This is a genomic window from Vibrio porteresiae DSM 19223, assembly GCF_024347055.1.
GTDB classification, from domain to species: Bacteria; Pseudomonadota; Gammaproteobacteria; order Enterobacterales; family Vibrionaceae; genus Vibrio; species Vibrio porteresiae.
In genome coordinates this window covers 123,054-136,825 of the sequence record NZ_AP024895.1, presented here as the reverse complement: position 1 = coordinate 136,825, position 13,772 = coordinate 123,054, and the positions used below count along the sequence as shown (strand labels likewise).

At 42.7% G+C, this 13,772-nt stretch carries 15 protein-coding genes; 5 read left to right on the top strand and 10 right to left on the bottom strand.

Annotated elements, in window-relative coordinates; translation table 11 throughout:
* Window positions 1-37: 37 nt before the first annotated feature.
* Window positions 38-751, bottom strand: a complete 714-nt coding sequence (locus tag OCV11_RS00630) for a 3-deoxy-D-manno-octulosonic acid kinase (protein WP_261896199.1) — start codon at window positions 749-751, stop codon at window positions 38-40.
* Window positions 752-1,088: 337 nt separating this feature from the next.
* Between OCV11_RS00630 and OCV11_RS00625 the strand changes: the two genes are divergently transcribed.
* The 5 genes from OCV11_RS00625 to OCV11_RS00605 all read left to right on the top strand — a co-directional run bounded on the left by OCV11_RS00625 (window position 1,089) and on the right by OCV11_RS00605 (window position 5,066).
* Entirely contained in the window at window positions 1,089-2,144 is a 1,056-nt protein-coding gene (locus tag OCV11_RS00625) for a glycosyltransferase family 9 protein (RefSeq protein ID WP_261894312.1), read from the top strand.
* Window positions 2,145-2,213: 69 nt separating this feature from the next.
* Window positions 2,214-2,996 (top strand): glycosyltransferase family 2 protein, encoded by a 783-nt coding sequence (locus OCV11_RS00620; protein WP_261894311.1) that lies wholly within the window; start codon window positions 2,214-2,216, stop codon window positions 2,994-2,996.
* A gap of 5 nt (window positions 2,997-3,001) precedes the next feature.
* Window positions 3,002-4,036, top strand: a complete 1,035-nt coding sequence (locus OCV11_RS00615) for a glycosyltransferase family 4 protein (protein WP_261894310.1) — start codon at window positions 3,002-3,004, stop codon at window positions 4,034-4,036.
* Window positions 4,033-4,515 (top strand): pantetheine-phosphate adenylyltransferase, encoded by a 483-nt coding sequence (coaD, locus tag OCV11_RS00610; protein ID WP_222754035.1) that lies wholly within the window; start codon window positions 4,033-4,035, stop codon window positions 4,513-4,515. The genes OCV11_RS00615 and coaD overlap by 4 nt, the downstream gene beginning before the upstream one ends.
* Window positions 4,512-5,066, top strand: coding sequence for a YrbL family protein (locus OCV11_RS00605; RefSeq protein ID WP_261894309.1), 555 nt, complete (start codon window positions 4,512-4,514; stop codon window positions 5,064-5,066). Before coaD ends, OCV11_RS00605 begins: the two co-directional genes overlap by 4 nt.
* 55 nt (window positions 5,067-5,121) lie before the next feature.
* On the opposite strand, the gene OCV11_RS00600 is transcribed toward OCV11_RS00605, so the two are convergent.
* The 9 genes from OCV11_RS00600 to OCV11_RS00560 form a co-directional block, all read right to left on the bottom strand.
* Complete coding sequence (locus OCV11_RS00600) at window positions 5,122-6,102, bottom strand: glycosyltransferase family 9 protein (protein WP_261894307.1); 981 nt, start codon at window positions 6,100-6,102, stop codon at window positions 5,122-5,124.
* Between the two features lie 200 nt (window positions 6,103-6,302).
* Window positions 6,303-7,277 (bottom strand): capsular polysaccharide synthesis protein, encoded by a 975-nt coding sequence (locus OCV11_RS00595; protein ID WP_261894305.1) that lies wholly within the window; start codon window positions 7,275-7,277, stop codon window positions 6,303-6,305.
* A 207-nt stretch (window positions 7,278-7,484) separates the two neighbouring features.
* The gene (locus OCV11_RS00590) at window positions 7,485-8,489 is read right to left on the bottom strand and encodes an NAD-dependent epimerase (RefSeq protein ID WP_261894303.1); all 1,005 of its coding nucleotides are present in this window, start codon (window positions 8,487-8,489) and stop codon (window positions 7,485-7,487) included.
* A 33-nt stretch (window positions 8,490-8,522) separates the two neighbouring features.
* The gene (gene mutM / locus OCV11_RS00585) at window positions 8,523-9,332 is read right to left on the bottom strand and encodes a bifunctional DNA-formamidopyrimidine glycosylase/DNA-(apurinic or apyrimidinic site) lyase (RefSeq protein ID WP_261894301.1); all 810 of its coding nucleotides are present in this window, start codon (window positions 9,330-9,332) and stop codon (window positions 8,523-8,525) included.
* A gap of 51 nt (window positions 9,333-9,383) precedes the next feature.
* Window positions 9,384-9,881: a hypothetical protein gene (locus OCV11_RS00580; protein WP_261894299.1), complete on the bottom strand. Its 498-nt coding sequence runs from the start codon at window positions 9,879-9,881 to the stop codon at window positions 9,384-9,386.
* A gap of 169 nt (window positions 9,882-10,050) precedes the next feature.
* Window positions 10,051-10,218, bottom strand: a complete 168-nt coding sequence (gene rpmG / locus OCV11_RS00575) for a 50S ribosomal protein L33 (protein WP_004728408.1) — start codon at window positions 10,216-10,218, stop codon at window positions 10,051-10,053.
* A 13-nt stretch (window positions 10,219-10,231) separates the two neighbouring features.
* The gene (rpmB, locus tag OCV11_RS00570) at window positions 10,232-10,468 is read right to left on the bottom strand and encodes a 50S ribosomal protein L28 (protein ID WP_068711438.1); all 237 of its coding nucleotides are present in this window, start codon (window positions 10,466-10,468) and stop codon (window positions 10,232-10,234) included.
* A gap of 605 nt (window positions 10,469-11,073) precedes the next feature.
* Window positions 11,074-11,748, bottom strand: coding sequence for a RadC family protein (gene radC / locus OCV11_RS00565; protein ID WP_261894297.1), 675 nt, complete (start codon window positions 11,746-11,748; stop codon window positions 11,074-11,076).
* A 94-nt stretch (window positions 11,749-11,842) separates the two neighbouring features.
* Entirely contained in the window at window positions 11,843-13,522 is a 1,680-nt protein-coding gene (locus tag OCV11_RS00560; RefSeq protein WP_261894295.1) for a methyl-accepting chemotaxis protein, read from the bottom strand.
* Window positions 13,523-13,772: the final 250 nt, after the last annotated feature.

The window sequence follows — 13,772 nt, the reverse complement described above, 5'->3', positions numbered from 1 at the left end:
CCAAAGACAAGCTCAGTAGAGAGAAACAACTCAGAAACTAACTATTTTCCTTGGACTGCTGATAACCTTCCAGCAACCATTGCCAGCATTCTAAAGACCAATGAGTAGGAAATTTTGGCTGCTCTTTAAGAAATGAGCGTTTAAGACGAGCCAAGTTTTGCTCTGCCCATTCACCACCTAGCGAAGCAAAGCCACATTTATCAAAATCGATGATCCAAACTTTCTCGTTCTCATCGAGTAGGATGTTGTGAATATTGAGATCGGTATGGTTTACTCCAGCATTGTGCATACGACGCACCATCTGTCCAATCTTTTGATAAATCTCTCGATTAAGCGGCTGTGAACAAAGTAAATCCACCAAGTCTTTGGCATTAGGTACTTTTTCACTGAGTAAATCGGCGCGATAAAAAGGACCATTTTTAACAGCTCGAGCGGCAATCGGGCGAGGTACATTAACATTTGCTTGGCTAAGCTTTTGTAATAAAATGAATTCTTGATAACTACGCGTTTGTTCCCATGAATGAAACCAGTATTGGTCTTTGACCACTTTGCCAAACAACCCTCCACGACGATAGTGGCGCAGTGCACCTTCAATATTGGCTAACTCGACAAACCACGTGGTTCCTCGACCTTGCGCGCTGCCGGTCACTTTTTGTTGCTGCTGCCAATAACTCGGGTCAAATGCTTGCAGTGGGTCACCACTAAATAGATTTTCGTCATACCAAATTTGTTGGTTCGCCGAAGGATGCACTCTTTTCACAGGCTCACTCTTTCCTTATTGGTCAAGAAGTAACGCAGTTTACCTAAAACTCAACAAGCTCGTCACTATCTTATCTTTGTTGAACGAAAAATTTGCTATACAAGTGTCTAGCTTAACCGTAAATTAACTTCCGTTCGGTTATTTTTAGTCCACAAAGGATTTTTCATCTAATACAATCAAAGCATTGCTGGTCATTATTGCCATAGTTTAAGGGTAAATGAGTAGACGCTTAGTAACGCGCGCAATAAAATCAACGCCCTTATATGAAAATAAAAGCGTACTGCTTAAATACCCTGTTGCCATTAGATTGATTTTCAAGTGAGACACCATGACTTTGTTTACTTCTGCACCACAATCGCTGTGTATTTTGCGTCTTTCCGCTATTGGTGATGTCTGTAATACCGTCGCAGCAGTACAGGCGATTCAACGTACATGGCCACAAACGCAGATCACTTGGATAACCGGAAAACTGGAAGCGCAATTAATCTGCGATCTTCCAGGAGTAGAAGTGGTGGTATTTGATAAAAAACAAGGCTGGCAAGGGTATCGTAAGCTTTGGAGCCACCTAAAAGGTCGCCAATTTGATGCACTGTTACACATGCAATATGCCTTACGTGCTAGCGTTGCGACGTTAGGCATAAAAGCCCGATACAAATTAGGCTTTGATGCAGTGAGAAGCCAAGATTTCCAAACATGGTTTACCAACGTCAAAGTGCCTTCGCCATCAACACCACACGTGCTTGATGGGTTACTGGCTTTTGGTCATACCTTGGGTGTGACCGATATGACGCCCACTTGGCAGCTATCTTACTCACAGCAAGACGGTGAATGGGCCAAAGCACAGCTAAACTCGACTAAGCGCAATTTGATTATGGTTCCCGGCGCAAGTAAGGCCTATAAAAACTGGACAGCAACAGGCTATGCACAATTAGTGGATTACGCGGCAGCTCATGATTTCAACGTCATTATTGCTGGCAGTCCATCACCGGTTGAAACCCAGCTGTGCGATGCTGTGTTAGCGCAAATTCAAAGCCCAGTGACTAATTTGGTGGGCAAAAGCTCGATTAAGCAGATGTTAGCCTTATTGGATAAAGCAGATTTAGTGATTGCTCCAGATACTGGCCCAACCCACATGGCGAATGCGATGGGAACTCCGGTGATAGGTCTCTATGCTCACCATAATCCTGAACGAACTGGCCCGTACTGTTTTCGTCATTATGTTGTTTCGGCCTATCAAGAAGCGATAGCCATAGAACACCCTAATACGCCACTCGAAGAGCTTGATTGGCGGACACGAGTCAAAGATGAACGAGCCATGGAAAGAATATCCGTAGAGCAGGTCAAAGCAATGTTTGACAAGGTTATGCAAGACTTGTGGCGATAAAATCGCTAATATTGCCGACCAATCTCCATGCCTTGGCGGGCTTTTCACTGGAAATTAGAGAGAATAAAAATGATTACAGGCATTGTCATTACACTGAATGAATCAAAGAACATCAAAGAGTGTATTGAATCACTCCAGACCGTTTGCTCTGAAGTAATTATTGTGGATTCATTAAGTACCGATGCAACTCAAGAAATTGCCCGTGAAATGGGAGCGATTGTGGTTGAGCAATCCTACTTAGGCGACGGTTTTCAAAAAAACGTGGGTCTTCCGCACGCAAGTAATGATTGGGTTCTGAGCATTGATGCCGATGAACGCTTAACTCCAGAAGCCATTGAGCAGATCAAAAAACTCGATCTTACTCATACCGAGCATGATGCGTTTGCTTTTCGCCGCCGCAATTACATTGGTAGCCGCTGGATTAAACAGTGCGGTTGGTATCCTGACTACTGTATTCGTCTCTATAATCGTCAGAAAACCAAATTCTCTGAAGTGAAACAGCACGCATCTGTTCAGGCCAGCAATCCGAAACATTTAAACTGTGACTTAATCCACTACTCATTTGAGAATCTTGGCCAACTGTTTGCTAAGCCAGGACGCAACTTTAGTGGTCGCGCAGCCAAAATCATGTACCAAAAAGGCAAACGCGCAACCGCATTGTCTCCTTTTACCCACGGTTTAAGCGCCTTCTTTCGTAAATACATTCTACAACGTGGGTTTCTCGGTGGTGTTGATGGCATGACAGTCGCATTGAGTTCTGCAGTGAATAGTTATCTGAAATACGCAAAACTACTTGAATATCAACGTGATCCTAAAGTCCTCGCCCAAGAAGACTTTAATAAAGTTTGGTAAACCCAATGAAGATTTGTCACGTCAATCTGGCGTCTGGTTATCATGGTGGTGAAAACCAAACCTTGCAGCTGATTAAGCAACAAATCGCGATGGGATATGAACTGACTGTCGTCGCCAATCCCAAAAGCCCTTTTGCGGAAGCCATTCGGCAATTGGATTGTCGCTTGGTGTTAGCCACGCATTATTTGCGCTCTCATCGCCGCGATATCACTCAGGATTGTCAGCTCATTCATGTCCATGAGGGGCGAGCAATTTATTGGGCGTGGCTACAGCATTTACTGTTTAAGATTCCGTATATTGTGACGCGTCGAATCGATAACGTGATGAAAAAGAAATGGTTAGCGACACAGGCTTATTCAAATGCCAATGCGGTGATTGGGTTAAGCAGTGACATAGTACAAAAAGTGCATGACGCTTACCCGAATATTCAGACATTTAAAATACCCAGCTCTCCGGTTACCTATCCGGTTGATGCTGTCGCTTTAGAGAAAATTCAAACGCAATTTTCCGGAAAATTTCTCGTGATTCACGCAGCCAATATGCTGAAACACAAGGGGTTTGATGTGACTATTGGTGCAGCAAAACTGCTAGAAAAGACACATCCAGATATCCATTTTGCTCTACTCGGTGATGGCAAAGAACGAGCTGACTTAGAACAGCAAGCAGGCTCTCTCTCCAATCTGACCTTTATGGGCAAACAGAGCAATATGGGAACTTGGTTTGCTGCGGCAGATATGCAAGTTCATCCTTCTTATACTGAAGGTTTAGGCTCTGTCATCTTAGAAGGTTTACACAGCGGATTACCCGTTGCAGCCAGTCGCGCAGGAGGTATTCCAGATATTATTGAAGACCACGTATCTGGTCTGCTTATTGAACCAGGTAATTATCAAGCATTAGCCGATGCTATTCTGACTATCAAAGAGGATGCTCAGTTACGTGAAACATTGGCGACAGGTGCTTTAGAAAAGCTGCAGGAGTTTAGGATCGAACATACTGCGAAGCTTTATCAGGACATTTACGAAAGAATTGACTCATTATGATTAAGAAAGTCGTTTATCCGGGTACCTTTGACCCATTGACCAACGGTCATCTCGATATCATTCAACGTGTCGCTAATCTTTTTGATGATGTGGTGATTGGTATTGCCGCAAGCCCTTCTAAAAAGACCATGTTCACTTTAGAAGAACGCGTAGAGCAAGCGACCGAAGTGACCAAGCATATGCCAAATGTTTCAGTGAAAGGTTTCTCTGGTCTACTGATCGATTTTGTAAAGCAAGAAAAAGCGGATGTATTGATTCGCGGCTTGCGCACTACGATCGATTTTGAGTATGAGTTTGGTCTAACTAACATGTATCGTCATCTGCAACCCAATTTAGAAAGCATTTTCCTTACGCCGACTGAACAATACATGTTTCTTTCATCGACCATTGTGAGAGAAGTAGCCATCCACGGTGGTGATATCCGCTCTTTTGTCCCTGAGTTCATTGCGGAGGCAATCGAGAAAAAGGTGCAATCATGATTGACCTAACCCATGCAAACATCATCGGGAAGGGCTCAGAACGAATCTGTTATCAACATCCAGAGTTCCCCGACCGATGCATCAAAGTCCGTTATCACCAAAAACGCAGAGTCGATGAAAGTGTGCGTGAGTATCGCTATGCACGTCGCTATCTTGCGAATAAAGAGGCACCTGTCGCGAAACCTCTTGAATGGGTTGAGACCAATCAAGGCCCAGGTTTAGTCTGCGAATTAGTGTTAGAACAAGATGGCAGTGTGGCGAATAACTTACTGACATTATTAGACAGTGATATCTCGTTGGATATGAGTAAGATTCGCGATGCGGCCATTCGCTTTCGCGACAGAATGTTAGCAGTACCGGTTTCTGTAACGGATTTACGTTTACAAAACATCTGCTTACGATCTAATGCTCTTGGAGAATACGAACTCATTTTGATTGATGGTATCGGGTTCGCCAACTTTATCAAAGTGGGGATTCTTTTCCCAACCTATACCTATAAGCAGACCCTAAAACGCATCAATCGTGCTTTTCAACATATTCTCACTTCGTAAAAGAGTATTAACTAAAATACTCTTCTATCGATTGCTTTTCATTTGATAGGCTTTTTTAGTTTGTACTGTTAGTTTTTATAGTAGCCACCACTTTAGCCATACCTACAACTTTATTGACAGGTATGGTTTCTATGCTCTTTTGGTCGGAGTCAGGAGTTACTGCACATGAGTTATCATGGCTTAAAAACCATTCCTGAATAACATGGTATGGGGAGACACCGTCAATCCAACCAAATAACACCACCATTGGAACTTTACTCATTTGGAATATATGTCCAGGGCCACAATCATTCGATAATGCAAGTACACTTTGTGAAGCCAACTCAACCAGTTGTTTTACGTTAGGTTGTTTGTGAATGCACACAGGGATAGCACCAATACTCTCTGGAATTTGGCTTAGGTATTCCTCTTCTTGAGGACCTAAGACAATGTTGACCTGCTTTATTTTGTTCCTCATCTGCTCATCACAAACCAGCAATTCTGCCGCTTTAATATAATGCCCAATCGGCCATTTTTTCGGATGAGAGCTTCCCCCTGGAAGCAATGTAAGCGCATTAGGGCGTTGGTCAGACGCAGGAATTAGGGTTCGAATAATATCCGTTTTGTATTGGCTATCGGTCACATCGTTTAATAAGGATAAGTACGCCACCGCTGGGTACATGGTGCATTTGTCAAACACCACATTTTTTCGGTAATAAAGATCATGGAAACGATTGGTTGTATAAGCATACTTGTTGCTCATACCACTGAGAGCGCAACTTAAATGGATACGCCCACTGGTTCGTCTTAAATTAAATAAAAGATCATACCCACCCGATTTGAGCAGTGACGCTAACCGCACTGGTGAGACTTTTCTATCTGAGATGATTTGGTCGACACAACCATTAAAAAGCAGGACTTGGCTCGTTTGTTGAGACGTAAATAACGTGATATGGCAATCTGGGTAGTGCTGCTTCAATGCAATAAAAAAAGGTAATTGCAATACGGTATTACCAAAACACTTACGACCAACGTTGAAAATCGCTATTTTTGTCATAGTTTTCTATTTCTCTACCATTAGATTTTCATTTGCACGCGCAATGACGTTTGTATGACATCTCATAATTCTATCTGAAAAACTTTAACTATGAGCTAATTAGGTCGCAAATTATTACAAATAAATGAAAGAAAATAAATGGACGAAAGCACCATTGAAGATGCAGGTGCTTTCAAATAGTTAGGCAATAAACAACGGAATTATTCTGATTCGGTGTTATTCAATTTTTCGAATAAAACCGCTTTTCGTTGCGCAAACAACTCACTGCTCATGTAAGACGATAGGTAGGTTTGTTTTGAAACATACGCATTTTCAAATGCCGGAAACGGGTCTTTGGTTAATGCATAACTGTTTGTCATTCTGCCGTCTTCATCGTTACGAAGATAAATAGTCAATTGCTCTGCTGACAGATGTTTCGCCAAAGCTTGATAAAAGAAATATCCCATTGAAAAATAAGGCATAAACCCAAAAACCTCTGCTCTTTCCGATACAGAGCCATCGAGTGGCTTCTGTTTTTCATCTTCTGTAATCACTTTTTCCAATAGAGGGACTTTGCCGGAAATAAACAAGGTCAATTGGCGTGGTTTCGTCAAATAGCCAATATACTGCTTTAGAACATCATTAATGATCGGTGACCCTTTAGGTGCAGCAATAAACCATACTTCAATTGGACGAGTTGGGTTGTTCTTTTGCTTGAAATTAAACAGATTACACGGAGCTAATGCTGTTGGTAACCACTCACTCAATGGCTTTAAGCAGAATGTTGTTGCATCCACCCAAATACCACCGTAACGACTAAGTAGATATAACCGCAAAATATCCGCTTTAATCGGCAGCAAACATCTTACCGATGTGTTTCTGAATGCTTGAAGTAAATCGAATCCGAGGTATTCGTGAATATTACTGTTATCGAGCAACCTTACTTCATAGTCTGGGTTCATTTTCTGCCAAGACATCACGCCGAGCTTGACCACCTCAGGGGCATTATCAAACCCAGAATGCCAGAACATCCAGACAATTTTGGGTAAATAGTTCGATGAGGATACAGCGGCCGTCGGCTCAAGAAGTTTGGCGACCGCATCATCGGCCAATTTCTTGATTTCAGCCTGGGTCTTTGCCGAGTGAAAACTATGCTCAACGTTAATATCTGAAAGATGGTTGTACAATCTGTTCAAAAAATTAGACTGTTTTCTCAGAGCGCCAAATTTTCTATCAAGTGACTTTGCGAGCTTAGGAAATTTCATGATTTCATAACTATAAGTAAGAAAAGAACTTAAGCTATGTTACCAAAAAGTCTGGAAAGTGGATATCTTAGCGATGCTCTTTCAGTTGATGATAGGAACATCAACTGAAAGAAATAAACGATGAAGTTTAATCGGTTTTTAGCAGTGGTAATACTCTTTATACCAATCGACAAAGGCTTGAACGCCTTCTTTGACTTTCACCTGTGGTCGATAATCGATCGCTTCAAACAAATCTTCGGTATCGGCATAAGTGGCATACACATCACCAGGCTGCATCGGCATAAAGTTTTTCTTCGCTTCAACACCTAATGACTCTTCCAGAGCTTCAATATAATCCATCAGTTTTACTGGGCTACCATGACCAATATTGTAAATCCGATAAGGTGCTGAACTGTTGGCTGGCGATCCTTCCTCAACACTCCAATTCTCTTGGCGAGTAGGGATAACATCTTGAATACGTAGAATGCCTTCAACGATATCATCGATATAAGTGAAGTCGCGCTGCATGTCACCATTGTTGTAGACGTCAATCGCCTCACCTTTGACAATCGCATTGGTGAATTTGAACAGAGCCATATCTGGACGTCCCCACGGGCCATAAACTGTAAAAAAGCGTAGGCCTGTCGTTGGCAAGTTATACAGATGAGAATAACTGTGGGCCATCATCTCATTGGCTTTTTTGGTTGCCGCATAAAGAGATACTGGGTGATCCACAGAATCAGAGGTATCAAATGGCATCTTGCGATTTAAACCATAAACAGAGCTAGAAGAGGCATACACCAAATGCTGCACTTTGTTGTGGCGGCAACCTTCCAGAATCGTTAAGTGTCCCACTAGGTTACTATCGGCATACGCCATTGGATTTTCAATGGAATAACGCACACCTGCTTGAGCCGCAAGGTGAATAACACGATGAAATTGCTCGGTAGCAAATAGCGCAGCAATTCCTTCTCTATCGGCAAGATCCAATTCTTTAAAGGTAAAGAGTTCATGCTCAATGCGTTTTAAGCGATCCATCTTAAGAGAAACTGGGTAGTAATCGTTTAAGTTATCGATTCCTACTACTTGGTGACCTAACGTACAGAGACGCTGAACAACAGCAGAACCAATAAAACCAGCCGCACCAGTCACCAAATACTTCATGAAAAATCCCTCTCAAAAGTTACCACTAATGGTTCATCGTTGGCACACACGGCAAAAAAAGGTATTTCTTTGTCCGATTTTTTGCTCTGCTATCTCAGATTCGCATTCTGGGCATGGCTGACCAGCTTTTCCGTAGACTCGCAACTCTTGGGCAAAATACCCAGGTTTACCATCTGCTTGAGCAAAATCTTTCAAGGTAGTTCCACCTTGTTTAATCGAATGGGCCAATACCGCTTTGATTTCTTGCACTAAGGTTTGCCACTCGGTTTGGCTTAAAGAACCGGCTTCTCTATAAGGCAAAATGTGCGAAGTAAACAGCGACTCGTTCGCGTAGATATTGCCAACACCAACCACCATTTTGTTATCCATAATAAACTGCTTAATCGTCACGCGCTTGTTCTTCGCTCGTTCTATCATATAGTCAGCAGTAAAATCATGGCTTAATGGTTCCGGTCCAAGATTGGCGAGTACCGCATGTTCTTGACCATTATCACACCATAACCACGCACCAAACCGGCGCGGATCGTTATAACGTAAAACTTTGCCATTACTCATAAAGAGATCAACGTGATCATGTTTACCAGGAGCCATCGGCGCATCGAGTACCCGTAAAGAACCGGACATGCCTAAATGCACAATCGCAGTCCCCACGTCTGTTGATAGTAATAGGTATTTTGCTCGACGTGAAATATTGCGAATCACCTGCCCTTCAAGCTTTTTCAAGTCGTAAGGAATCTCCCATCTGAGTTTGGGCGTTCTCACTTCGATGGATTTCACTTTCACTCCAACTAAGTAAGGTGAAATACCTTGGCGGCTAACTTCAACTTCAGGCAATTCTGGCATTGTATATCCTTAGGCAAAAACACATACCGATGTAAACACAACAGTGCACAACTATTTAGCTTGATGAGGAATGATATAACTTTTCGCTACAGAAATCGCAACCCATTGACCTTGCCAAGTATTAAAAAGCCAAAACTTATCAGACTGATAGTAGGTGACCCTTTGTGGTTCTTCCTGACCTTGATACCACACTTCCACCGTTGCAGGATTACCTAGTTTGGTTTCGAGTGATTTCATGGTCTTGTCATCAATAATTGTACCTTTGAGCTCTTGCCAATGTGCGACAAGCTCATTTGGTGTGATAGAGAGTGTTTGACTCGCTTGCCACTCTCCCTGAGAGTTTTTGGTTAACGAAAACTGGGCAAAGTTAAGCTGCTGGAGAGGCTTATCATGATTAAGTACATAAGGATAAGTGGATACCTCTGCTTTAGGTGGATCGAGCAAGTAGGCTTTGATGAATGTGGGCAAATTAAGAACACCAATAAATACAATCACCAAAACAATCATAATATTGTTCCAGCGGCGTCGTCTTGATGGTGATACACGCATGGGGAATCCTCGCTCCTAAACACAGCCATACGTCTTTGAATTGGATAATGTTCACGACAGACGTACTGCCTGAAACTATAGCGAAAGGTAAAGAGTGAAGTCCAGATAATAAAAAACCCAACCGTAAGGCTGGGTTTTTTTACACACTCTGTAAAGAGGCTTTAACCAATTACTTGATTTTAGCTTCTTTGTACACAACGTGCTGGCGAACTACTGGATCAAATTTTTTGATCTCAAATTTGCCTGGCATGTTACGTTTGTTTTTGTCAGTAGTGTAGAAGTGGCCAGTACCTGCTGAAGATACTAGGCGGATTTTCTCACGAATGCCTTTTGCCATGGTCTATTTCCTCTTAAACGTTTTCGCCGTTTGCACGCATATCAGCAAGAACAGCATCGATGCCTTTCTTGTCGATGATACGCATGCCTTTAGCAGATAGGCGTAATTTAACAAAACGTTTTTCGCTCTCTACCCAGAAACGATGAGTTTGTAGGTTCGGCAGAAAACGACGCTTAGTAGCATTTTTTGCGTGTGAACGGTTATTACCCGTTGCTGGACGCTTACCAGTTACTTGGCATACTCGGGACATGAATGTCTTCTCCAAATCGTTTCAGCTCGATATCAACCTTGCTTGGCCGAACCTCGTTCAGAGGTAAAAACCATTATGGTAAATCCATACAAGGCTATCAAAGGTCGCGCATTATACTAACTTGCCATGCATTGCTCAAGACCCGAACAGATCCTTTTTGCAGGATTCACTGATCTTTTTTCTCTGGCGAGCTGAGTTGGGGTTTAAAAATGTTTGCGAATAGTATCAGATTTTAGCCAACTAACAAGGGAAAAAGTAATAGAGTCACATAAGCTAATACTATGACGCGCTTTACAAAGTTAATTATATCGCTACCAAAATGGAGATTATCTGCCAAGCTCGTTGTTTTTTAGGATTTATTTAGCCTAACTCCAACATTTTTTTGGCTACAGATTTTTAGTTTGTTGAAAAAAACGCCACTTAGAATGACTGTTATTACTGGGGTTAACGGTGGGATAGTCTCCGATTTTTTGTAAAAATTCCCTCTTTTATAACCAGATCTTTAATCCTTAGTGATATGGATAAATTTGATCATGAAAATTTTCAGAATTTTTCGTAGAAATTTTTTGTTTCGGTTAGATTTTAATCATTCCATTCTTTTTTATTTAAATCCAACCGCGTTCAACAAATGAGATAACTTCTCCATCCCCAACCACGAAATGATCTAATACCCGAATATCCACTAATGAAAGCGCGTCAATTAACCGAGTCGTAATGCGGCGATCGGCTTGGCTCGGCTCAGCAATACCTGATGGGTGGTTATGAGCCAAAATAACTGCAGCGGCATTATGGTGCAGCGCACGCTTCACCACTTCTCTCGGATAAACAGAGGCGGAATCAATAGTACCTTCAAAGAGAATCTCATCTTGGATGACTCGATGCTGATTATCGAGAAACAGCAAATAGAAGGCTTCTCGTTGGCGATCGCGCAGTACGCTGGAAAGATAGAGCTTGGTTTGTTCAGGGCTAGTCAAAGCGTCACCCCGTTGCAAGGTTTCCGCGAGAAAGCGCTGCGTCATCTCCACTACCGCTTGGAGTTGGACAAACTTTGCAACCCCCAAGCCTTTACGTAAACAAAATTGTTCTTGAGAAGCACAGAAGAGCGCGCGAAGTGAGCCAAAATCATTCAGTAAGTGATCGGCCAACGTTAGCACATTCATGCCCGGCGTTCCTGTGCGTAAAAAAATGGCCAATAACTCAGCATCAGATAATGAATGAGCGCCTCGCTTAAGCAATTTTTCCCGTGGAAGCGAATCGCTGGGCAACTGTTTTAATTTCATAAAAAAGGGCTCCTTAAAAAGAAGCCCTATCAGGACAAAAATATGCTAGAAGCTCAATGACACCTGGCGATCCTTTCGAGTCACTTCACTTAACTTAGATCTTAAAGTGTCCGACCAATGCACTCATTTCATTCCCTGAGGCGGCAAGCGATTCACCAATCTCGACCGACTGATGCACACCCTCACCTAATTCATTGACGATTTGCTGAATGTGAACCAAGTTTTGATTAATGTCTTCCGCCACTAAGCTTTGCTCTTCAGCTGCGGAGGCGGTTTGGATACCCATTTCTTGAATCGTGCTCACGACTTGTGCGATCCCCGATAAACTGCTGCGAATCGCTTGAGAATCCTTAGCTGTTTGCTCACCACGCTCTTGGCTCACCTGCATACTCTTCACTGCTTTTTCTACACCGTGATTTAGTGTACCTAACATATCACCGATTTCTTGGGTACTGACTTGCGTCCTTCCCGCAAGAGAACGCACCTCATCTGCAACCACAGCAAAACCTCTTCCTTGCTCACCTGCACGCGCCGCTTCAATTGCGGCATTAAGAGCAAGCAAATTGGTTTGCTCAGCAATATCACCGATCACACTGAGAATCTTGGTAATTTGGCTTGCTTGCGCACTCAATTCAGCAATCGCATCCGATGTGGTATTGACCTCTTTGACTAACGCATCGATACCTTTGACGGCATCATTTACTTCATGTTGTGCTGCCGATATTTGCTCGTTGGCTGATTCAATCGCATGTGCCGTAGAGTTGGTGTTCTGTGCCACTTCTCGCGCAGTGGCACTCATTTCGGTCACGGCCGTCACGACTTTATCGGTTTCTAAGCTGTGCTCGCTCATCTGTTGATTGGCTTGAGCATTTTGTTGATTGAGTGATACCACCGCTTGCGCGATGCCTGTTTCAGCGCGACTTACTTCTTTGATCATCGAGTGAATTTTATCCATAAACTGGTTAAAGGCTCGCGCAGCATCACCAATTTCATCTTGGCTTTCTACGGCTAAACGAGCGGTTAAATCTCCCTCACCTGTTGCTACATCTTGTAAAGATTCAGCAATGTGTTTTAGTGGTTTAACGCCACGGGATATTATCCAGCTCACCACAATAATCGTAATGATTAAACCGAACACAGATAAGCCAATCGCATACCAAGTTTGAGAATAAAGCTGCGCTTCTCGGTTCGCACGATAGGAGGCTACTTGATGGTCGATATCATCGATATAGACGCCCGTCCCTAAAATCCAATCCCACTTAGATAGATATTGTTGATAACCCAATTTTTGTACTGCTTTATGTAACGAGGGCTTATTCCAAGAGAACTCAAGGTAACCATCACCTTCTTTGGCGGTTTTGATAATCTCTTGAATCACCAGTAAACCATTTTCATCTTTTAGCCCGTATAGGTTTTTGCCCTCTAAACTCACATTCATCCCATGCAATACCGTGACACCTTGCGAGTTATAGCCAAAGAAATAGCCATCTTCACCAAATCGCATCGCCTTGAGTATTTGTTTTGCCAGTGCCTGGTTTTCACCATGCTGATCGGCATCGTATAAAGGTTTCACTGCTGTGACGCCCATCAGAATGTAAGATTTCAGTTCCGCTTTGCGCGTTTCAATAAGGTCATGACGATATTGCGTTAACTCTTGCTCTAGATTTTGCACGCCACTGCGATAAAACACCCATGTGACAATCGAAGTGATGATCACCAGCGGAATAACGGTCAACAGCAGCAATTTGGTCTTACTTCGTAACGAGATCGCCATACAATTTCCTTTGAATTCTCTGTTCTTATTATGTCCTTACGATAGCGGTGAGCTAAGGAAGGTAGCAGCGTTTCGTTGCAACAGGCGTGAATCGGCTCAAATGCAACGAGTTGTTTATAAGTAACTATCTCACATTCGAGATTCAATAAGGTTGACGTCGTTTATGTTTTACTCAATTAGCGATCTTTTTTGTTTTCTGATGAGGAGTTAGCCTGGCTCTGACATATTTTGGGAGTTGTGCTAGCATAGC

Coding starts and splice junctions, on each gene's coding strand:
- mutM (WP_261894301.1), bottom strand. CDS start 9,332: ATGCCAGAATTGCCTGAAGTTGAAGTTAGCCGCCAAGGTATTTCACCT.
- OCV11_RS00625 (WP_261894312.1), top strand. CDS start 1,089: ATGACTTTGTTTACTTCTGCACCACAATCGCTGTGTATTTTGCGTCTT.
- OCV11_RS00560 (WP_261894295.1), bottom strand. CDS start 13,522: ATGGCGATCTCGTTACGAAGTAAGACCAAATTGCTGCTGTTGACCGTT.
- radC (WP_261894297.1), bottom strand. CDS start 11,748: ATGAAATTAAAACAGTTGCCCAGCGATTCGCTTCCACGGGAAAAATTG.
- OCV11_RS00600 (WP_261894307.1), bottom strand. CDS start 6,102: ATGACAAAAATAGCGATTTTCAACGTTGGTCGTAAGTGTTTTGGTAAT.
- rpmG (WP_004728408.1), bottom strand. CDS start 10,218: ATGGCAAAAGGCATTCGTGAGAAAATCCGCCTAGTATCTTCAGCAGGT.
- OCV11_RS00605 (WP_261894309.1), top strand. CDS start 4,512: ATGATTGACCTAACCCATGCAAACATCATCGGGAAGGGCTCAGAACGA.
- coaD (WP_222754035.1), top strand. CDS start 4,033: ATGATTAAGAAAGTCGTTTATCCGGGTACCTTTGACCCATTGACCAAC.
- OCV11_RS00615 (WP_261894310.1), top strand. CDS start 3,002: ATGAAGATTTGTCACGTCAATCTGGCGTCTGGTTATCATGGTGGTGAA.
- OCV11_RS00620 (WP_261894311.1), top strand. CDS start 2,214: ATGATTACAGGCATTGTCATTACACTGAATGAATCAAAGAACATCAAA.
- OCV11_RS00580 (WP_261894299.1), bottom strand. CDS start 9,881: ATGCGTGTATCACCATCAAGACGACGCCGCTGGAACAATATTATGATT.
- rpmB (WP_068711438.1), bottom strand. CDS start 10,468: ATGTCCCGAGTATGCCAAGTAACTGGTAAGCGTCCAGCAACGGGTAAT.
- OCV11_RS00590 (WP_261894303.1), bottom strand. CDS start 8,489: ATGAAGTATTTGGTGACTGGTGCGGCTGGTTTTATTGGTTCTGCTGTT.